Origin of the sequence: Pseudomonas sp. SHLD1 (genome assembly GCF_028640935.1) — a bacterium.
Classification (GTDB): domain Bacteria; phylum Pseudomonadota; class Gammaproteobacteria; order Pseudomonadales; family Pseudomonadaceae; genus Chryseomonas; species Chryseomonas aestiva.
The window spans coordinates 121829-141493 of record NZ_JAQZAD010000006.1 but is presented as its reverse complement, the minus strand read 5'-3'; the positions used below and the strand labels follow the sequence as shown (position 1 = coordinate 141493).

The 19665-nt window shown below is 49.2% G+C and carries 14 protein-coding genes; 7 read left to right on the top strand and 7 right to left on the bottom strand.

Going from position 1 to position 19665, the window contains the following annotated elements:
- Positions 1-84 precede the first annotated feature (84 nt).
- The 5 genes from PVZ77_RS00655 to PVZ77_RS00640 all read left to right on the top strand — a co-directional run bounded on the left by PVZ77_RS00655 (position 85) and on the right by PVZ77_RS00640 (position 5968).
- The gene (locus tag PVZ77_RS00655) at positions 85-630 is read left to right on the top strand and encodes a TnsA endonuclease N-terminal domain-containing protein (RefSeq protein WP_337960385.1); all 546 of its coding nucleotides are present in this window, start codon (positions 85-87) and stop codon (positions 628-630) included.
- Entirely contained in the window at positions 627-2549 is a 1923-nt protein-coding gene (locus PVZ77_RS00650; RefSeq protein WP_273805715.1) for a Mu transposase C-terminal domain-containing protein, read from the top strand. Before PVZ77_RS00655 ends, PVZ77_RS00650 begins: the two co-directional genes overlap by 4 nt.
- Positions 2546-3436, top strand: a complete 891-nt coding sequence (locus PVZ77_RS00645) for a TniB family NTP-binding protein (protein WP_273805716.1) — start codon at positions 2546-2548, stop codon at positions 3434-3436. Before PVZ77_RS00650 ends, PVZ77_RS00645 begins: the two co-directional genes overlap by 4 nt.
- Positions 3394-4515 (top strand): TniQ family protein, encoded by a 1122-nt coding sequence (locus tag PVZ77_RS25935; RefSeq protein ID WP_443218018.1) that lies wholly within the window; start codon positions 3394-3396, stop codon positions 4513-4515. Before PVZ77_RS00645 ends, PVZ77_RS25935 begins: the two co-directional genes overlap by 43 nt.
- A 505-nt stretch (positions 4516-5020) precedes the next feature.
- Positions 5021-5968 carry a hypothetical protein gene (locus PVZ77_RS00640; RefSeq protein WP_273805717.1) on the top strand — a complete coding sequence of 316 codons (948 nt, stop codon included), beginning with the start codon at positions 5021-5023 and terminating at the stop codon, positions 5966-5968.
- Here PVZ77_RS00640 and PVZ77_RS00635 read toward each other — a convergent pair.
- On the bottom strand, positions 5955-7697 hold the full coding sequence (locus PVZ77_RS00635) for a hypothetical protein (RefSeq protein WP_273805718.1): 1743 nt from the start codon (positions 7695-7697) through the stop codon (positions 5955-5957). The genes PVZ77_RS00640 and PVZ77_RS00635 overlap by 14 nt on opposite strands.
- 1012 nt (positions 7698-8709) lie before the next feature.
- Here PVZ77_RS00635 and PVZ77_RS00630 point away from each other — a divergent pair.
- Positions 8710-9183 carry a hypothetical protein gene (locus PVZ77_RS00630; RefSeq protein ID WP_273805719.1) on the top strand — a complete coding sequence of 158 codons (474 nt, stop codon included), beginning with the start codon at positions 8710-8712 and terminating at the stop codon, positions 9181-9183.
- 350 nt (positions 9184-9533) lie between these two features.
- Here the strand turns inward: PVZ77_RS00630 and PVZ77_RS00625 are convergent, their stop codons facing one another.
- Genes PVZ77_RS00625 through PVZ77_RS00615 form a run of 3 tightly spaced genes read right to left on the bottom strand, consistent with a single transcriptional unit; the run spans position 9534 to position 12897 of the window.
- Positions 9534-9998 carry a Mov34/MPN/PAD-1 family protein gene (locus PVZ77_RS00625; RefSeq protein ID WP_273805720.1) on the bottom strand — a complete coding sequence of 155 codons (465 nt, stop codon included), beginning with the start codon at positions 9996-9998 and terminating at the stop codon, positions 9534-9536.
- On the bottom strand, positions 9980-11698 hold the full coding sequence (locus tag PVZ77_RS00620; RefSeq protein WP_273805721.1) for a ThiF family adenylyltransferase: 1719 nt from the start codon (positions 11696-11698) through the stop codon (positions 9980-9982). Before PVZ77_RS00620 ends, PVZ77_RS00625 begins: the two co-directional genes overlap by 19 nt.
- On the bottom strand, positions 11698-12897 hold the full coding sequence (locus PVZ77_RS00615) for a CBASS cGAMP synthase (RefSeq protein WP_273805722.1): 1200 nt from the start codon (positions 12895-12897) through the stop codon (positions 11698-11700). Before PVZ77_RS00615 ends, PVZ77_RS00620 begins: the two co-directional genes overlap by 1 nt.
- Before the next feature lie 86 nt (positions 12898-12983).
- Here PVZ77_RS00615 and PVZ77_RS00610 point away from each other — a divergent pair, with 86 nt between their 5' ends.
- Positions 12984-13688 (top strand): hypothetical protein, encoded by a 705-nt coding sequence (locus PVZ77_RS00610; RefSeq protein WP_273805723.1) that lies wholly within the window; start codon positions 12984-12986, stop codon positions 13686-13688.
- Between the two features lie 136 nt (positions 13689-13824).
- Here the strand turns inward: PVZ77_RS00610 and PVZ77_RS00605 are convergent, their stop codons facing one another.
- From PVZ77_RS00605 to PVZ77_RS00595, 3 genes are all read right to left on the bottom strand, one after another.
- Positions 13825-16272, bottom strand: a complete 2448-nt coding sequence (locus tag PVZ77_RS00605; RefSeq protein ID WP_273805724.1) for a hypothetical protein — start codon at positions 16270-16272, stop codon at positions 13825-13827.
- 350 nt (positions 16273-16622) lie between these two features.
- Positions 16623-17504 (bottom strand): hypothetical protein, encoded by an 882-nt coding sequence (locus PVZ77_RS00600; protein ID WP_273805725.1) that lies wholly within the window; start codon positions 17502-17504, stop codon positions 16623-16625.
- Positions 17505-17818: 314 nt separating this feature from the next.
- Entirely contained in the window at positions 17819-19195 is a 1377-nt protein-coding gene (locus PVZ77_RS00595) for a hypothetical protein (protein ID WP_273805726.1), read from the bottom strand.
- Positions 19196-19665: the final 470 nt, after the last annotated feature.

The following is a 19665-nucleotide window of genomic DNA, read 5'->3' as shown; positions in this document are numbered from 1 at the left end:
CGTAGTGTTTCGGGATTCCTACCCTTCCGAGATGTGGGGGGCGTACCGTTCGAGTCGCTCCTCGAACGTGACTTCCTCAAGAGAATGAGGTTTTCCCACCGTGTGCAATCTGTAGTCGCCCAGCCAGTTGCTGTTCCCTTTCGAGACTCGCTTGGGCGGGCCCAGACCTACACCCCTGACTACTTGGTTTACTACCATCAGGGCGAGGCGGATTTTTCGGCTTACATCAAGCCCATGCTGGTGGAGGTCAAGCCGGCATACGAGTGGCGTGAGCATTGGCGAGATTGGATGGGGAAATGGAAAGCCGCTCGCCACTACGCTCGCCAGGAGGGATGGACATTCAGCATCTACGACGAATCACGTATTCGTGGTTTGCCGCTTGAGAACATCGTGTTCTTAGAGCGCTTCGAGCGAATGGCTTTCGATCAGGAGGACATTGAGATGGTGCTGGGGACACTCACGGAGATGGATGTGGCTCCGGTGCACTATCTCCTCGCTCGACACTTCAAAGGCATCTATCGCGAGCGAGGTGTTGCCATGCTTTGGCACCTAATAGCCACTCGGCGTGTGGAATGCGATATCACCGAGCCATTGGATCAGTACCTTGAGCTATGGGTGGCCGCCCCATGAATCTCTACGAAATTGATACGGACGAACATTTGGTACCGTTCGAGCCCTCAAGGGCACGAGTAGTTATAGAGGTAGGTTCCGTCGTACGCCGTGATAGGCAGATTTTTAGGATTGTTCAGCTATTGGATTTTCAGAATGTTATCGGGGTAGAGGTCGAATCTGGGCAAAGTGCTTCACTCCGCATCTCTGAACTTAGTGCCGTTGAGCAAGAGCGAGTGGATGGCCTCTACGTAAACTACGACATTTCAACGATCAGTTCAGATGAATGGGCAGTCGCTCAGCAGCGCTTTTCCGCAATCAAACCCTTTATCAACAACTCAGTGACGCCTAAGGACAGTGTAGAGAGGCGAGCGAAGGAGGTGGGTGTAGACACGGCTACGCTGTATCGCTGGTTGGATCGATACCGGAGCTGGAACGAGGTTCTTGCTCTTGTCCCGCGAAAACGAGGTTGGAAAACGGGAAGCAGCCGCCTGACAATCGAAGCTGAGAAGCTTATCCAAGAGGTCATCGAGCAGCACTACCTGAGCCTACAACGTCCTACCATCCAGTCGGCGATCGCAGAAATCGAGCGCCGTGCAAAGGCGATGGGCATCAAGCCGCCGGGCGCATCGGCCATACGTGCGCGTATACAGCGAATACCCGAGAAGCAAGCTCTGCGTAGACGGGGCTTCGCCGAAAAAGCAAAGAACAGACATACCCCGTCAGTCGGCAAGTTTCCCGGTGCTGACTATCCTCTCGCCGTCGTCCAGATTGACCACACACCGATAGATTTGATCATCGTCGACGACCAACATCGCAAACCAATCGGCCGACTTTGGCTGACCTTGGCGATCGACGTTCACTCGAGAATGGTGGTCGGTTACTACCTCTCGTTAGAGGAGCCCTCGGAGATTTCAGTCGGGATGTGCATCGCGCATTCGGTACTCCCGAAGGAGACTTGGCTGCACCTTCATCAGGTCGACGGTGAGTGGCCGGTCTGGGGCTTTCCTCGGGTCATCCACTCCGACAATGGGCCTGATTTCCGCGCTGAGAACATCCGACGCTCCTGTTCTAACTACAACATCGAAAACGTCTTCAGGCCCGTGAAAGTGCCTAAGTACGGTGGGCATATCGAGCGGATGTTGGGCTCATTTATGCGTATGGTCCACGAACTCCCAGGTACGACCTTCAGCAACACGCTTGCGCGGGATGGGTACGACTCTGAGAAGAATGCTGCCCTTACCATGGGCGAGTTCGAAAAATGGCTAGTCAGGGCGATTCTGCGTTACCACCAACAGCCTCATTCTGCTCTCTACATGAGCCCCGCAAGAAAATGGCAACTTGGGTTTTTTGGCAATCGAGAGTTAGACCCTTTGGTCAGTATTCCCGCCAGACCTTTAGACCCGCTGATGGTGCAGCTCGATTTCATGCCTTCCTTCATGCGTACGATCCAGCCCTATGGCGTGCAAGTCGACGTGTTTTATTACTCCGAGGCCCTTCGACACTGGATCAACACCAAAGACCCTGAGACCGGATTGGCGAGGAAATTTCTATTTCGCCGAGACCCAAGGGATATCAGCATTATCTGGTTCTACGACCCTGTTCTAAAACAGTATTTCCGAGTGCCAGTTGCCAATCAAGCATTCCCGGCTGCAACCGTTTGGGAATTCAGAACAGCCAAGCGGAAGGCGATTGATGAGGGACGTAAACACATCGATGATGCCTTGATTGCCAAGCTCATCCTGGAAAATCGCGAGCTGGTGCAAGGCGCATCCGAGAAGACCAAAAAAGCACGGCGAGACGCCCAGCGTCACCGCGTTCACAGTAAGAATGTTACCCCGGCGGTGCCCCAAAAAAATGCCAAGAAACCCGTCGTTGAAACACCTTGCACCGATGGTTTACTCCTCGATGACGTCGACTTGATCGGTGATATCCAATGAGTGACTACTCGCATCTTCACGCGGATTTTAGGCCTGTAATGCAGCTATCCGATCGCGATCGAATTCGCTTTATGGGGGAGCCACGCTGGATTGGTTATCGGTCTGCGCACACTATCCTCGATACCCTCGAGTGCCTTTTTGACGCCCCTAAGCGGCCGCGAATGCCTAACCTACTGATCGTTGGTGACCCAAACAATGGGAAAACCACAATCATCCGGCAGTTCATGAAGACGCACGGGGAGGGCTATGTTGATGAGAATTCTGAGCCTAATAGGCCTGTAATCCTGGCAGAGGCGCCTCCTTCTGCTGACGAGAAAGACCTCTACGTAGCGATCCTCGAAACTCTTTGGATGCCTTATCGAACCACAGACTCGAAATTGACGTTGCGCTACCAAGTTATCCATTCGCTGCGCGAGCTGAAGGTTCGAATGCTGGTCATCGACGAGATTCATTCGATGCTGACGGGGTCTGCGATCAAACAGCGGGAAGTCATGAACGCGCTCAAAAAGCTGTGCAATGAGCTGGTGATTCCTATCGTCGGTGTCGGTACCCACGATGCTGTCCAGATCCTTCATCTCGATCCTCAGCACGCCAGTCGTTTCGATGTTGTGAAGTTGGCGACGTGGAAGCTCGACGCCGAATTTCAGCGGCTATTAAAGGCATTCGAGGCTGTGTTGCCACTAAAACGGCCTTCTGGTCTGTTCAAGCCCGAGCTTGCACAACTCATTCACTCGATATGCGGTGGCAACACCGGGGATTTGCATAGCCTGCTGATCGAATGCGCAAAGGAAGCGATCCTGTCGGGTAAGGAGTGTATTGAGAGGCCGCTCATAGAGAGTAAATCGTGGGTACGTCCTACTCGTGGCATCCGGGAGCGCGTGGTCTGACCCCACGTTGGCCACTAACGCCTCCTCTACTAGCAGATGAGCTACTCTCATCGTGGTTGGTGAGGACGGCTTTGTCTCATGGCTGTTCACCTACCACCCTGACCTCTGCTGCTTGGCCGAGCTTTCGTGCCTGGAGCCGCGATCTTGATCGCGGGGTGGCTCCGGACCAGCTGAGCGTGCTAGCTCAAGCGACTGGCCTTCCGGTCCAACAATTGACAGCAAGTACCCTCAGGCCAATTGTCGAGTCGCTACTTGGAGTAGGTCAGCCGCCGAGAGCTGGAATCTGGCCTTGGTTCCTAGTACTGGGCTATCGCAACCGACTACATGCTGGAGGGCTTCAGTGCTGCCCCGAATGCCTCAAGCAGCCAATGCCTCATTATTCGATTCAAGCCCGATTGGCTTGGCATACGGGCTGTCCATTGCATCGCGTTCAGTTGGTCGATCAGTGCCATCATTGCCATGCACCCCTCCAACCAGAACGACTGCTTCCAGGGGAAGAGCTGTCGCAATGTCATCACTGCGGAAAGCCGCTTTCCTTGTGCCCTCGAGAGCTGTTCTCGGATCCTGCGTTCGCATTCCAATCCTTCGCAGATGAGTGCTACGGTCGCTCTGCGACATATGGGCAGGTGGAGCTGAGCTTTTCCGATTGGATGAAGATCGCGCGTTCGCTAATTGGGCTCCTGCAAACGGCCGCGAGATATCACTCAGGTGAGGCGGCTCAATTCTTTGAGGCGCTAGGTATCGATGCAGCTACGCTTCATTCCTCCTCAACGGGGTTGCCTTTTGAATGCTTGAGGCCCGCTGAGCGCGCCGAGTTGCTCGGCAACGTCTGGATGATCATGCGGGCTGGGCCGGATCGATTCATGGATCTAGCCAAACAGGCTTCTCTTCCATCCTCTTGGTTACCGCTTCCTGCACAAGGAGCCCCTGCGGTTTTGATCAACATGGTCTCAGTTTTAACTGTGCACTCAAGAGGTACACCCACGCGACGAGGCTGTGAGCTTCCTCGTCACCCGCGTCAGGTACTACGAATGTGGTTACGCCTGTACAGAAGGATGCGAAGAGATGGCATCGAATGACGCTGCCGATGGTCAGGTCTGTCACGCCTGTGGGCGGGGCATGTTCAAAGCTAAAAAGATTCATGACGGCCGGCGCTACTGCGCGACGTGTTACCCGCGCCTCTTTAAAAGGCGGATGTGCTCTGCATGCGGGAATTTGGCGAGGCTTCCTACTTTCGATGTAAATGCCCCATGTCCCTGCTGTAAGCGTAGGAAAGCCTGTATCCGGTGCGGTAAAGTTGAATTTAAAATCGGAAAGTGTCTACCTGAGGGGCCGGTGTGCCGCCCTTGTGTAGTCTACTTTCGAGAACCAGAGCCTTGTGAAGAGTGCGGTAAGCTAACTCAACGGCTTGCTCGTAACACAAGAACGGGGCGCCGTACCTGTCCTAAGTGCAGTTCCTCACCAGCCGCCACCTGTCCGAGCTGTAGACGTTATAGAGTGCTCGTTATCGGACCAGATGGTATTCAGCGGTGCCGAGTTTGTACTGAAGAGGGCAAACGTTCCTGTGAAACCTGCGGTATAGCAATGCCAGCAGGGCGTGGGCGTGAATGCGAGCGTTGCTACTGGAAAAAGACTTTCGAGAAGCGACTTACAATAAACCTACATGGTTTCAGCTCTAGGGAATTCGAAGAGCTCTTCAAACGCTTTGGTTTGTGGCTATTTGAAAATACTGGGCCACGTAAGTCAGCGTTAAAAATTAATGTTTATTACTCCTTCTTCCACGCGATCGAAGCGAAATGGAGTACTTTGCCCACCTACGAGGAGTTGCTTGAGCATTTTTCCGCGGCTGGCTTGCGTCGCGCTGAAACACCAATGCGATGGTTGTCAGAGAACCAAGCAATCGTCGTCGGTGCGGAAATACGTGAATGGTATTCCGAAAAGCGCCGACTCCAGAATATTTTGGACGAGATAGGCGAGCCTTGGCCAAGAAGACTGCTGGAGAAGTACTTAATAACGTTGAGCTCAAAAGTAAAAGAGAATGAAGCAGAACTTCGTTCCGCCCGGTTGTCCCTTCGAGCTGCAGCTAACCTACTCAGCGTTGCGTGTCTTGAGACGAACGCGCTGCCAACACAAAAAACAATTGAAGCATACTGGCGGAGCTCGCCTGGACAGGTCTCTGCATTAACTGGTTTTATCGGCTATTTAAACAAGACGTACCACCTCCAGCTAAAGTGGAAACCTGAGGGTCGATGGTTGGAAAAAGCTAGGATCGATAAGGCCGAGCGTGAACTGGTCACTCTCCTAAGAACTGGAAGGCAAGGAAAAAACTTTGAAAAGAAATGGATAGTGAAAGGACTTGCTTATTTCCATGGCGTTCGACGAGCTAGGCAGAAGACCTTAATTTATAGATCGGCTAGCTACAATGGATTTGAGGGGTTTTACGTCGAGTATGATGGTATTCATCTGTGGGTGCCTAGTGCGGGTAGCTATAATCAGAAAGGGCACCAGAGATTCGACTTCAGTCAAGATTGACGTCTAGATCTTTGAACGCATTGATTAGCCTTTTTTTGTATAACACACTTTGGTCTTTCTGAGTGTGTTTGAATATCTTTGTTTGGGCGGGGAAGGTAGAGCGCATATGCTTGAATCTGCCCTTTGCATAACATGCTCTTAGGCAGATTTCTTTTATCAAGTCATCAAGTTCTTCTTTTGTATTCATGTCGGATTTTATAAGTGCGCCTGCATAGCTAGGAGGTTTTTTCTCCTCTTGGGGTTCTTCTCTCTGAATTTCAAAGCAAAAATAGTTTTGTCCGTCGATCTTGATGCGTATGGTCATAATTCCACGACGCCTGAGTGTGGCTCGATCAATGTACGTCCACATTCGAACTGGATTCGGAATCGTGTTTTCTTCTGTAAGGTTTAGCGGGATTAGTTTTGGCTCGGTCTTGCAGTTGAATCCGTGGCTTGGTGTGTACCAATCTACACGCGATACTCGTTCATGGTTATCTGCCTTTATCGAGTTAAAAGCATTCCAGATATCGCGTAAAAAACCTTTTGACTCGAGTTCTGCGTCTGAATGACTTTCGAGTTTGCCAATGTTTTTACCGGCGCCTGTGCCTTCGCCACTAGAATAGTTTTCTGCGCTTGAAGGATGTGGGCCAACCGGGCTGCGATCAGCATCGATAACACGTCTCGTCTTGTCGAATTTTCGCTCTTCACCGAGAATTGTAAACGGCGGCGCTTTCACTATGACAATTTCTGAATGATGATCAGGTTCAAAGCTGGATGTTTCAGCTAGAAATTCTTCAGCGGCTGCGGTTCGCACGGGCCTTGGAAGAATACGTCGCCCTGCACCATCCTCTCCTTCGGAGCTATCAAAGTCCGGCCTTTGCCATTCAAAACGTGGTCCTTTAGGTCGACTCATTCCAGATAAGTCGAGGCAAAGGAATGTTTTACCTTGATTAAGCCATCGGCCACGGCACCGCAACTGAACTTTCCCACTAAACCAAGGCTCAGCCTCTAGGAAAATATTATCTTTTGGCGATCGTGATATGAATTGTGAATTGATCCGTCTAACACATTTTTCAGTGTGGTCATCATATAGGAGATGAGCTAGGAAAACGGCATCATAGTCACGCATTTTACGGCTCGGCCGAACAAGCCACTGATGCTCACTACGAATGGGAACATCAAAAAGCACATTCATTACATCTGACCACTTCAGTGTTGCCAAGGCACGACACACCTCCATATTTCTTGCGTAGGCGCGAATAAAAAATTCAAGACAGGGAATAAGTAGCTGCTTGCCATTAGGTATACTAAATTCAATCAGTTTGCATTGATCCCGTTTTCCCCAGCGCAACGGATAGTCTTCGTCAGGGAAAATGTTAAGTCTCGCTTCGCTGTAAAGCTGTGCCTTGGAAGTAAGCCCCCATCCATTAGGAGAGAAATTTACCGAAAATTCTTCTTCAGTAAGCTCGGTGTCAGAAATACACTTGCCTTCACACCAAATTGTGCCTATGCGATAGTGATGCAAGCTGCTTAAAGGTACATCAGCATAGAGGTCGGAGCCGAGTATATCGCCGTTGAGCCGTCGAAAATTGACCGTGACCAGAGGTATTGATCTAGCTCGGGGGCTCTTTCTAACCGGACCATACCACCAGACCAAATAGTCGCCTTTAAGTCTCTGAATGCGGCTATCAGGGTGTTGCAGATCCGAACGCGGGTAGGAGAAATCAATACGCTTAACCGAATCGACCACGGCACAGCTCCATCGCATTGGGCACTTGGCTAGGAGTCTATCGGCTCAGTGGCCTTGCCGCGATGGTAAGTCAGCGTCAATGTCCGGTCGCTCAGATAGCTATGTAGATTGATCGGAGGATCTTCCACTACACATGAGCGCGTGTTCAGAAAGGGATCATAAGGTATCCAAGGTCTCGAGTTCCTCGCGGCAGAAGGCCAGGCGTATGGTCTAGGATTGCTTATCGAGGCTAAATAGTTTCGCGATAACCTTTGGCGCGCCAAAGAATGTTGGGCGGCGGGGTTGATCCTGCCCCGGTCGATCAGAAGGGCTCACTGAGCCATACTTCGTGTAGCTACCCGTCGGCGCAATGCTTTGCCTCAGATAGCAGATGATAAGGAGTGATGCCTTCGGCTAACCTTTAGGCTTCCTCGGCAGCCAAAATCTAGAGCCTTGGAGTAGCGGTCAAGTCTCTCTCCTTTCGCTATCCCTGAGCAGGCTAGCCATCTAGGAACAAGTCACGACTTTGAGAAAAAGCTGATGCGTGGATCAAATTTGACATGTGGTCACTGCGGTTATGGTCCCATTCCCTGGGGCGCGGGCGTTTGCCGCGGGTGCCATGCGGAGGTTCATTACGGTACACCTAAGAGTCTATTGTGGATCGTCTTCGGAGTAAGCTTTGTTGCTGCCTACCTGCTTTTAAGAGTGGCGCATTTCGGTTTAGGGATGCAATCATACAAAGCGCTATGGATAGTCTTCGGGGTAAGCATGGCCAGTCTTATGATGTTTGGCTTTGCTACCTGCCGTAGATTGTTCCGCAATCGTGCTGTGTTCTACCGTCCTTACAGGACTCGTTAGTTTTGATATAAGCAATATTCAGTTGGCGTGCGCGCGTTATTTCTCAGATATTTGCGCTTGCCTGTTTTGGATTTTTATATTTCTCTCAAGCTTTTTTTGAGACTAGTGCTCTATGTTTTTATTCGCTGAGTTCCAGCAAACGATGGTTTTGTCCCGCTGGCCGAGGAGTAAAGCTATGGGAGGTGTGATAACCATACCCGCGACTACTAAGGGACTTTATCTGGGTGGTATGGCGGCGCTCAATTTGCCGTCTCTTTCAGGTACAGGAGACTGGCACTTTGAGCAGACCTTTTTCCGGCCACGCAGTAAACGCTCGCGCTCTTTTATCTCGGGACAAGGGTGTCCAACTGACACCAATCCCTTCCTTGGAGACGAAGGCATCTACGATTGCACTAACATCCTGCTCAAACTCGGAATTCCTTATGAGCGGTCCCCTGTGTACGCAGCCAACCATGCCAGAGCTATCGCGGATCTCGTCCTTGATGCAATCATGCGGGACCACTCTCCGGACTTTGTGGTGCTCGATGACTGGATGCCTCGCAATACTGATAAGCAGCAAGTATTCGCAATGCTTGTAAAAGCAATTAAGTGTTTATCGATTCAACAGAGAAAACAGGTGCTGGATTGGCAAAAAAAGAACTCGGCCTGATGTTTTGAGGTGTCTTTATGAGCAGTTATAAGTGTTTAGCGTTAGAATAAATTCATGATGTTTTTATTATTTATAAGTTGGCGCGCTGTGTGTCAATTAATTAGGTTTTGGTTATTAAAAGATCTCAGGTTATATTTTCCCGGAGTCTTATAAGAGATAAATGCATTCCGTAGGCATTCGATAGCTAACTGGTTAAAGTTTAGGTATGAATAATTGTCAAGTGGCGGGTAGATCCTAATAAGCGACGGCTTGATCAGTTATTAGGACTCCAAGAAGATCACTGCGGCTTTCATTAGGTCTTGACACAAAAGCATCAGCTTACGGTAAGGCTGATAAATCTTCAAAGTACATCATCTACAAGCGTCGAGCGCGTAAATTTTAGAGCCTGCCAAGAGACCAAAATAGTACGTTTGAATCCCACCGATGATCACCAGCAAAGGAACACGGTGTAATTTAGAAAGCCTTTTCCAATCACGTGTGTCGATGGCAGATGGCGCTGGGTGATTTTCAGGGTGGGTGTGCCATTCACCGAGGTAGTTTTCTTCACCGTTGGTCGCCCTAAACCTTTGCTCTGCAATCTCCTGATGACCGTCCGGACGCCGAATAAATCTACTGCGACTTCGGGTGTCGTTTGCTTGAGGAGCGGTTGCGAAAGTTATTTCAAAGTGCTCCCCTCTGCGTTTCCCTATAAGTATGCCTCCTGCCTCGCAGTCGTCGGGATAAGACTGGCGAAAACTTGATATAAAACGCAAAACTTCTTCGTTTATTAATATCAGGCACTTAGAGTTCGGTTCGATTAGTGCTTTATGGCGCATGCGGGGCACTTAAGATTAGGCGTTGGTGAGATGGGCTTGACAGTTTTTCCACCTTCATAGTCTAACGTGATGCTCCTGAATCGTGGGTTTGGCTTGCCCTTCGCCCATCCAACGGCCAAATCGGTGGCTAATGCTGCAGCGTGGATTGCTGCTGTTGCCGAGAATGGTACAAGCCAGTCCCCACAACTTCCGGCGGAGTTTTTAAGTGTCATCTCATACTGTTTTCGCATCACAGAAGACGATCCTCCTGGAACGCTATAGTCCAAGCAGTTTAGGCATGCGTCCTCGGCGTTCGAAAAAAGGTAGGCTTGCGCCCCGCAGCCCGCTCCTGCTACCCAAGTAAAGACAATAGGGGCGTGGAGTTTCCCGTTTATCTTAAGCTCGTTCAAATAGAGCGAAAGCGCTTGGTTTCCTGTTGCGTCTACAACCAGATCTATTCCTACCATCCCAGTACGAATCACGTCCTGATCCGTAACTTCTGTGACCTCTACTCTTGGGTACCGGTTAGACAGCTGCTGCCGAATTGAACTAGTTTTCTTAAGCTCGAGATCTCCAAAGCCTAATACATGACGACCTATGTTTCCCACTGATAGCGTATCTGGGTCGGACAGCATCAGTGTTCCACCAAGAAATCCAGCGCCACTCTTCGCAAGGAGATCAGCCAAGTGGCCACCAATTGCACCACATCCGATCAGGAGGATATTCTTGCCCGCAAGCCCCGCTTTTGAATCATGTATATTGCGCGTGAGCCAGGATCTCGGATCGGCAGGAATCGGCTCAAGCCTGGTAACAGTGGCATTATCAGCCCTAGACTTAATTATTCTGTTTCCAAACTGATCAGTCTTTTCTAAAGCTCTAAAGACTGAGCGCATGAAACTAGCTGCGTTTCGACACGGCAGCATCTTTCTGACATGTGCAATGTCAATTAAAACACAACAGCTAGTGTTTGGAGCGCGGATTAGAAGAAGCAGCCTGTCTAGTTTATGATCAAAAGCGTCTTTGACGCACTCATAAAGACCCTTGACTGCGGAGTTTCCGTCACTCAGTAACCACGTTTTGAGATCGGCAAGTGTCTTGGGAGGCCACGTCGACGCCATGGCTCCGAGCGGTTTGTTAGAATCTATCACCCTCATCTTCAGGGAAGGCTTAAGTACCTCGAATCCCCAGCGAGAGTAGAAGCTCAGAAGTTCGGAAGAGTCTCGGCCTAGCAAGAACAGGCGTTCACTTTCAGCTGTTTTGGGGCGCTCCAGCAAAGCAACGTCTGTGAGGAGGCCAGGAATAGTTTCATTCGGAATATCGATAAGGAGCGGGAGTCCGCCCCAATAAACCGGAAACTCGTCTTGAAAATCTATTAGAGCGTCGCCATTGGCAAGCCTCTCCAGTAGCTGCTCAGCAACCTCAAGGCAACCTAAAACGGCTCCTCCTAGATTGTGTCGAGGAAGGTAGGCTTGGTCGTCGCGTAGGTAGCACAGATATCCGTGATTGTTTATATGCGCGCAGACCGAAGGTATTTCTTTAGGGCGTTCAAGCAGCTGGATAGCAGGCAGCCGTCTGAAGGTTTTATCAAAGATATCTAGGTGAATTGGAATCTGACGTCCTTTAAAGGAAATGGTCCCAGCATACCGAGGGCCCAGAAGGCTTCTAACTTGGGAGAAGCCCCTTTCAGTCAGAGCTGTGTGAACAGAGCTTAGCTCAGTCATCAGCCCGCCGTAGCTTTCCCAAGAGGAGGAACCGCAGCGGTCTTCTTGGCAGGTTGGCTCTGCACCGTCGACTGAGTCACTCGGTCCGGGTCATTCGGGATACGATCGCCTAGAAGCTCGATCAAAATCTCGCAGGCCTTGGATGGGACTCCACAGGTATCAATTGCGTATTCTAGCCGCTTGGCGAAATGCTCGATTCTATTGATAACATCTTGTCGGATGCCCTTGTTGTCTAAGCGCCTCGCCAAGTCTTCCTGCTCTCCCTGCGGTTTATCTCGGGTGGCGGGATTGATCACTTGTCCGCGAAGAATATCCGGTAACCTTCTGAGTACCTTTAGCAGCGCAAGGTCATCGCGCTTTTCGGTTGCCATATCGAAAGCAGCATCTGCTGCAACCATTATCAGGATGGATTTGGGATCATCCCTGTCCCATTTCTGGAAGTCACGCCAAGCCTTAAGGTATCGCATGACTCGGCGAAGCTGTTCCCCCTTTAACTCAACCTGTTCAACCACCCAGTCGCGTACAGGACGAGGATCAGAATCCTGCCAGCCTCGATTTTTGGTAGCCATCAGCACACCTTCGGTTGGCATAAGGTGCCACTCTTGCTCATCGGCACGCTCTGCAAAATCGGCGCTATCAAAGGCTGCATGCTCCAAAGTAGCGCGATACATCTCCATGCTCGCTTTTACAAGCGTCTCGAACTCGCTATCGGAAATGCTGTAGACCGGCACATCTATGTGCTTGTCGTGGTCAACAATCAGGCGGGTACAATTGTCATTGCTGGTGTCTATCTTCCAGCCATTGTCGCCTGCAAGCTCTGTGAGGATCTCCTCAACTGCCTCGAAGAGGAGTGCGCTCATCTGTGCCGGTGGCTGGCTTTCAATATAGCTGAACGGCAGGTATGCGCCGTCATCCAGGTCAGCCTGCTGAGGAGCACGGCATGGGGCATTGAGCGTCTTGTAAGCCCAAGACCCTTGAGTGAAGAACCTTGGTTCGGGCACTTCGATATGACCCTGGCCGGCGTTTTCGGCTTTCTTCTGGATCAGCTTTGGTAGACGCGCTTTTAGGCGCTGGCGGATGGCAGTACGTGCGCCAAGCATCAGCTTCCGCTCTTCGGCGGAAAGGGTCAGGTTGTGGAGGAAGGCCACTCGGCCTTCAACCCGCGTATCAAGCAGGCTGTGCAGATTAAGGCTCGGCATCAGTGGCTTTCTCCTTAGAAAGGGTGCAATGTGCCATTATGATACAGGTGGGAAATTCAGGGTTTCAATGGCTTGCAGGGGATAAAATGTACGCTGTCTTCGGGCTGAAAAAGATTCTTACCTTCATTACCGGGTTGGTTGTTCTGGTAATCATCGGGTTAATGTTTAAAGAATCCCCTACCGACCTTTTACAGTTTGGCAAGACGGCTTGGAAGGTTGCTTCTGGCGTTGTAACTGCTTTTATCCTTTTCGGAAGCATACCGTTTTGCTATCGAGGCGCTTGGAAATGCTATGAGTTTTTCTTTAAAGGTGCATATCCAGACTTGTCTGGCGAGTGGAAAGGTACTGTTCAGTCTAATTATTCAGTTCATCGAGCTATTCAATCGGCGGCGTCCTCCTCAAGTGATACATTGAATCCGCTTGATCCGAAACAGATTGATTTGGTACCACTGGAGTCTTTAGAGGCAAAACTGACCGTTAAAGCCAGTCTTCTGAAAATTAACATACTTATGGAAGTACAAGGTCTAACCGATAAGTCTGACTCATACAGTATTGCTGCTACGCCTGTCGTTGCGCAAAATGACGAGCCGCATCGTCTTGTATATATATATAAATCCAAGCACTTTAAGAAAGCTGCCGACGATGAGTCGAATCATACTGGCGCTGCTGAAGTTCAAGTGCGATGCAACGCGGATGGAAAACTCGAGATGACTGGCTACTACTGGACTGCGCGAAATTGGCGTCGCGCAGGAAACACTGCAGGGATTCTGAGCTTCGTTAGAGAAGAATAATCTTTGCCAGCATATCGGTAAGTTTAACTTGTCGCTACGCGCGATGCTGAGGTATACAAATTCAATAGTCCTAAATAGGGATACGCCCGCCAGGCCAATCCTAGCGGGCTCCTAGCCCGGATCGATGGCTACCCTTTTACGGTTCTTTGATTATCCCGACTCGCTCGAGTCTAGTTTGAAGTCGCGCAACCTCGGACTGAAATTTCCAAAGCAACGAGTCACTTGCAGGCGCTTGCGCCACTGCAAGTGCCAGTGCTTTGTTAGCTTGGGAATGGTTTACGGGTTTTTCGTTAGCATAGGCATATGCGAGTTGTAGCAGGCACAAGTGCCTATGTTTTCCAAAGGCGGCTGATTTTTCCAGTGACTCTTCGGCCTCTTTGGTGAGCCCCAATCTGCTTTCAATTGCTCCCCTAGTGAACCAAGCGTCTGGATCCTCTGGCATTAGCTGTGTGGCCTTGACTGCCCAATCAAGGGCTTCGGCTTGCCGCCCACTTCGTTTGGTAGAGAGAAAGAATGCAAACCGCTCGTACAGCCAACCGTTACCAGTATCTGCCGTTACCGCGAGCTCATAGAAAAGCTCGCAATCATCTACTCGACCTTCCTTATAGCTGGTGTAAGCCACTCGAGCGTACGGGTGCCGGTACGCTTTCTCCACTCGGTCGGTTACTAGGGATGATTTGTGTTTGAGGAAAGCCAAATATCTCGCTTTGATTTGCTCAACCATTTCGAGCGGAGGAAATTTTTCACTGCCGACACCTATGGAACGTTCTGTACAAAACTTTAAAAACTCGGAAGCGAACAAAATCTGTGAGTGCTCGTCGAATTTCGACAGCTGAGCAATACCTCGGCTTTCTCCCAGAGCTTCATGCGCTTCCAATACCGATATACCAACAGATCCACAGCACAGCTTTAGTAAAGTGTCATCATGTACGTCTGATACTCGAGTCATAAGAAGCAAAAGCTTCTGCATCTGTCCTGACATTCGGTTCCAAGCGTCGATATACAGAAACTCGCCCAAGTCCTGGGCCTGCATTTTCATCACACGATCGAAAGCTTGCTTTAGGCCGATCCCATGTTCCCCTAGCGCTTGTACAAATACCTCCAGTACCAAAGGCTTATTGCCTAATTCTCGGGAGTACCGGACTAGTGTGCTTTTAGCTGCATTGAGTATAGGCTTACGCTCGAGCGCTGCAGCGCGCGCCTTGAGAAAGCTGTAGGACTCATCATCACTCAAGGGCTTTATTTCAATCTGATGTGCTTCAATCGCCTCACGACGCCGGGAGGTCAAAAGAACACGGCCAACTCGGCGGGAGAGTTCAAGAATTTGCCTAGACAACATCCTGACTTCTTCATCATTAGAAGCCATAGTCTCGGTGTTGTCTAAAATCAGCAGGTGTGACGACTTTGGGACACCCCAGTCGTTCGCTAGATATCCTGAAAGAGCCTGAATGAGCTCAAGGGGTGACTTGGAGTACCAACTCTTGTCAAGGTAACCACCATCCAAGGCTTTAGGAATGGTAGCAGCTACGTCGGCGACCCCCACCTCATCAAGCCGTATGATTTCAAGGCCACCAATCCCCCAGCGGGTTTTTTTCGCCGTAAAGAACGTAATTAACTCAGGCTTGAACTCTGACTGAACCGCGCCCTCAAGCAGGCGCCAAACAAACTCAACAGCGAGAGTTGTTTTTCCAATTCCCCCATCCCCATAAAGCATGCAGGCGCGCGACCCTAGGTCGTTTGCCCACTCGGTCAACTCCTCAATTTCTCGCTCTCTACCTGTGAAATCTGCAGTTAATCTATCAGGAATGAGTGCTAGTGGAGACCACTCCGAATTATACGAGCGTCTAATCTCATACTTCAGTGGTTCGCCTGTGTGCTGGGAATCGAAAATATCGGGTGCCTCGTAGGAAGTATCTTCCCTGACGAACCAGCCACGCTCGATCTGTACCTTGAAAATACAGATGCCAGGTGTTCCCTTTCGGATGCTACGATAGCAAGTGATATTGCCTTCAAATGGCCGTAGCGTCTTGAGTTGATACGTTTCATTGTTAGGTAGCACGAACTCATAACGTGACCCAGAGGCGGTCATATTTGGTAATACTGGAGATACTGCATCTATGATGAAAGCCAACGCATCACATTCCGCGTCGATGTCATTCTCGCCCGGTAAGCCATGGCCTTCCACGCCATCATTACGCAGCACAATCAGAGTACTTATAAGCCGTTCTGCATTTCTCTTTTCAGTGCTCTGCAATAATCGCCAACATGCACGTTCAGTCGAGCAGTCGAGCCACAATGCGCGGTTGTAGTTTGAAAGGTTTTCGTTCGCTGCTATGACTAGCATTTCTAGAAGGGCGCTAAAAAGCGTCCCGTCTGCTGGAGAATAAAGAGAATCTAAAGGCAGGCGTTGATGGCCGATATCTTGCCGCTTGGATCGTCTTCTTTTTTTGAGGATGACTTCGACCAGAGTCAGGCATGAATGCTGGAGCAGCATTCTGAGGATGGCAATATGTGCATTCCGTCGCTCAGCATCTGATGCTAATCCACGAGACTCCTCAAGCAGGGTTAGCAAGCGATCCTTCATCAAAGTATTCCTTCACAAAGCTGTATTTGGCCTTATAGCCTAAAAAGGCCTCTCATATCAAGCCAAAGTCACAGCTAACCGTAGATCAGTCAACTTGTCAGCGCCGATACTGCAGAGTAAGGGGTCGACAACGCAACTCCTAATTCTGGCTATTAAAGACTATTGAATCCTGCGTTCTTGGGCAGGTGTGGTTGCTCTTAAAGTCGGTTTCGCCATGCGCCAGCATATGTCTAATCCACTTGTCCCTTGCCTTGGGACAAATGGATCATAGTAGCCGTCTCATTGCAAAAGTTGGCTATAATAGATACAGAATTCGCTCCTGGTATGTGCGGCGTTCTAAAGGATGCTTCTTAGGGGTGCAATACTGCCGGGTAGGCTTTACTGATATCTGACAAGTCTCCACCGCCTGGTTGCGCCAAAAGCCATTTGGCTGCCTCATCTTTGAGGCCCTGTGGAAGTGTGCTCAAAGTCTTCTTAGCGTCCATGATGCCCCGGGGCTGCCCATATAACTCAGTATGAATTGTATTTCCCACATATTCGATAAATGAGTCGTGGGGCGATATCTGGAATTTTAAGTCAACGTAGCTAGTAAGAAGCTCCTGAAGGCCGTTTGTAAGTGTCAGTCTCAGCTGGGCTTGGGAGTGTGCTTTTTTTAATTTATTTATAAGTGTGAACGCGAGATCCATAACTAGCTTGCTGTTCACAATTGTTTTGTTGTCTGCAGATCTTGTATTGTAAACTCCGTTCCATTGAGTTTTGGCATGTTTGAATATATTTTTATTGTTCTCATTTTCGATTTCGAACCAGAAGTGTTTAGGCTTGCTTTGGGTCCCAACAGAGATAAGGCTGGATTGATGCATAAGTGAGTTGCGTAATGCATAAAGAGCATCGCTATCCGGAGAGTTTACTGAGATTCCGAGAAAGTTATGCGCTGCTTTTATGATTCCAGATTTGTTAGAAAGTCCAGTAGGGAAAGTGGCGGGAATAGGTTCATAGCATGTACCGTATTGATCTATTGCACTTAGAGCACCTAGCAATGGGAGCAACTTTCCAGAGTATTCTCTGACGCTGGCGCTTTTGGTCTCAGCCAATAGGTGCGACACGGTTGATCTACAAACCACCCCATGTCCGAGAGCCCATTTTCCATAAGCAGAAATATCGCAATGAGCAGAAATGGCGATATTAGTCAGCCACGCTAGCTCATGCGGATCTGTAGGTAAAGTGAAATTCATTACAGGCTGCCCTAGGTAAGTTAACAAAGATGTGTGATATATGGTTTGAGCGGCATGATCTCTACTATATAGAACTTATTTTTCAACGCATTAGTTTGAGCTGGCTTTTGGTGGGCACTAATAAATCCTTAATGAGTTGGAGGGGTCACGCAGCCTTGGCGAGGTTAATGTTTGGGTACAAGAGGAGGGTTTCAGCTAGGCTAGAGGCGCGCATTGCGGTGCACTACATTCTAGTTGTTCTTTGAAGAGGCGAATATAAGTCTCTCCGGGTGTTCCATTGTCTGTGGCAACTAACAAGTGAGCACCTGTCGTTGCTATTTGCCAGCACTCCCAATCCGATCCTGATCCCAGTGCGTAGTGTTTTCAAATGACTGCGTTGAGTTATCGCCTAACATCAGGCGATCAACGTATAGCATATTTATTATGTTTGGTATTGGCGAAAAGTACTGTACGGTCTCCGCCCACTGATAGTCATCAACTCTCGGGTAGTATCCAATCCCATGAAGGAGAAGTGCTAAAATTGTTTTTCCGCCGGCATCGAAAGCTGATAGCTGCTCAATATGCTTGTTGTAACGATCAAGCTCAACCTCTATGCCTTCTGTTGTTTCATACATGACGTGTACTACGCCTGGAAGCCATGGTGGAAGTTGAGCTACAGCGCTAGCTATCAAGCCTTTGAAGTGTTTGGATCTCTTCTCTATAGACTCTCGACTGTTGCATTTCCATTGCGCTCCGACACATGATTCTACATCGTCAATGAGGATGTTTAGGACGTCCTCTTTCTCTCCAATACGCCTAATGGACCTAGCAATAGTTGCTATATCTCGCTTTTCGTTAGAGTTTATGTTTCCGAATACAAGATACTCCTGAACAGGGCAGTCTGCTCTAACAGAATTGACCTCGTAGTGTGAGATAATACCCTCTCTATTTATAGAAGAAAGCCTTAGGCTAAAGGCTGTGGATTGGAAAATTAGACTTTCATTTTTTAGGGCGACGTTGACAGCCAGCTTTAAGTCGTCACCTGTAATTGTGCGGATGTCTGCATGAAATGTGATGTCTGCGATATTCCAAGGGGCGCAGTTGAGAAGGTGTATTGATAAAATGCTCCACAGGTTTTTCCAGTGATCCTCCTCTTCTTGTGAATACCTTGTCTGCTTAGCTGCCCTCTTACACTCGACGTACATCTGAAATTTTTTTTTAACCAATAAATCTGGAGATCTTTTCTGGCCATCTGGCCAAACAATACTGTTTTCTGGAATAAATTCGACGTCGTATCCGTTTTTTAAATAGTGAGCAGCTGTTAGTAATTCAAAAAGCTGATTTTCTGGCGAAGACTTATTTCCTAGCATTTTTTTTAGAACACTTTCTACACCCTTTGCCTTTCTCAAGCGCTCGGCCTGCGCACCAATGGCCATAATGTAGGGATAAACACGTTTTGAGCTATAGGCGGAATCGCTCTGCGGTACATCCCAAGCTAACTCCGCAGCGAAAATGTACCAATCGATATCATTTTCAGGAATTTTGAAAAGCTGATTTTCTATTGGTCTGGAAATGTCAATAGTCTCTTCTGCTGTTTGGATCCTCTGCTTAAAATTCTTCCTTCTTTCGCTCCATTCTGTCTCGCCAAGGCTCTCTACCATCCATTTCATGAACGATTTCTTGTGTTCTCTTTCATTAGCATTTTTTTCCATGTTGCGGTCCTTTACGGATATTTCAGATGAAAAAATTTGAGTGATTTTGGTTAATCAGTAATTCTGTTTTACTTTTGCGTGTCTTGACGCTGTGGCGAATTGCTTTTGCTCTGACAGCCTTTTTACTCGCTAATAAAATGGCCGTAAGTGAAATCGTATAGGCGGAGTTTGGGAGATCAAGCCACTCTCCAAGATTAATAGCTTTCTTTTGTCCCTAGCTGATGATGAGTTCTTTAGAAAGGAGTATTGGCAGGGGTTATGTCTTAAATTTTAGCCTACGCGTGCCCACTCGTCCGTCCGCTATAAGCGAGAACCGATTCATTAGGCTACAGGCCCGGTAACTCATCTAAGCAGATCGATAGAAAAGCACTTAATTATCATGGCAGTCGGCGGTATACCGTAACTCAACCTTGGGGCTCCTACCTAGCCAATCCATCAGCTTCATCATGGCCGACGTCACACGTGTCAAT

Coding starts and splice junctions, on each gene's coding strand:
- PVZ77_RS00650 (WP_273805715.1), top strand. CDS start 627: ATGAATCTCTACGAAATTGATACGGACGAACATTTGGTACCGTTCGAG.
- PVZ77_RS00640 (WP_273805717.1), top strand. CDS start 5,021: ATGCCAGCAGGGCGTGGGCGTGAATGCGAGCGTTGCTACTGGAAAAAG.
- PVZ77_RS00610 (WP_273805723.1), top strand. CDS start 12,984: ATGTACGCTGTCTTCGGGCTGAAAAAGATTCTTACCTTCATTACCGGG.
- PVZ77_RS00625 (WP_273805720.1), bottom strand. CDS start 9,998: ATGCGCCATAAAGCACTAATCGAACCGAACTCTAAGTGCCTGATATTA.
- PVZ77_RS00655 (WP_337960385.1), top strand. CDS start 85: ATGAGGTTTTCCCACCGTGTGCAATCTGTAGTCGCCCAGCCAGTTGCT.
- PVZ77_RS00620 (WP_273805721.1), bottom strand. CDS start 11,698: ATGACTGAGCTAAGCTCTGTTCACACAGCTCTGACTGAAAGGGGCTTC.
- PVZ77_RS00595 (WP_273805726.1), bottom strand. CDS start 19,195: ATGGAAAAAAATGCTAATGAAAGAGAACACAAGAAATCGTTCATGAAA.
- PVZ77_RS00630 (WP_273805719.1), top strand. CDS start 8,710: ATGGGAGGTGTGATAACCATACCCGCGACTACTAAGGGACTTTATCTG.
- PVZ77_RS00605 (WP_273805724.1), bottom strand. CDS start 16,272: ATGAAGGATCGCTTGCTAACCCTGCTTGAGGAGTCTCGTGGATTAGCA.
- PVZ77_RS00645 (WP_273805716.1), top strand. CDS start 2,546: ATGAGTGACTACTCGCATCTTCACGCGGATTTTAGGCCTGTAATGCAG.
- PVZ77_RS00615 (WP_273805722.1), bottom strand. CDS start 12,897: ATGCCGAGCCTTAATCTGCACAGCCTGCTTGATACGCGGGTTGAAGGC.
- PVZ77_RS00600 (WP_273805725.1), bottom strand. CDS start 17,504: ATGAATTTCACTTTACCTACAGATCCGCATGAGCTAGCGTGGCTGACT.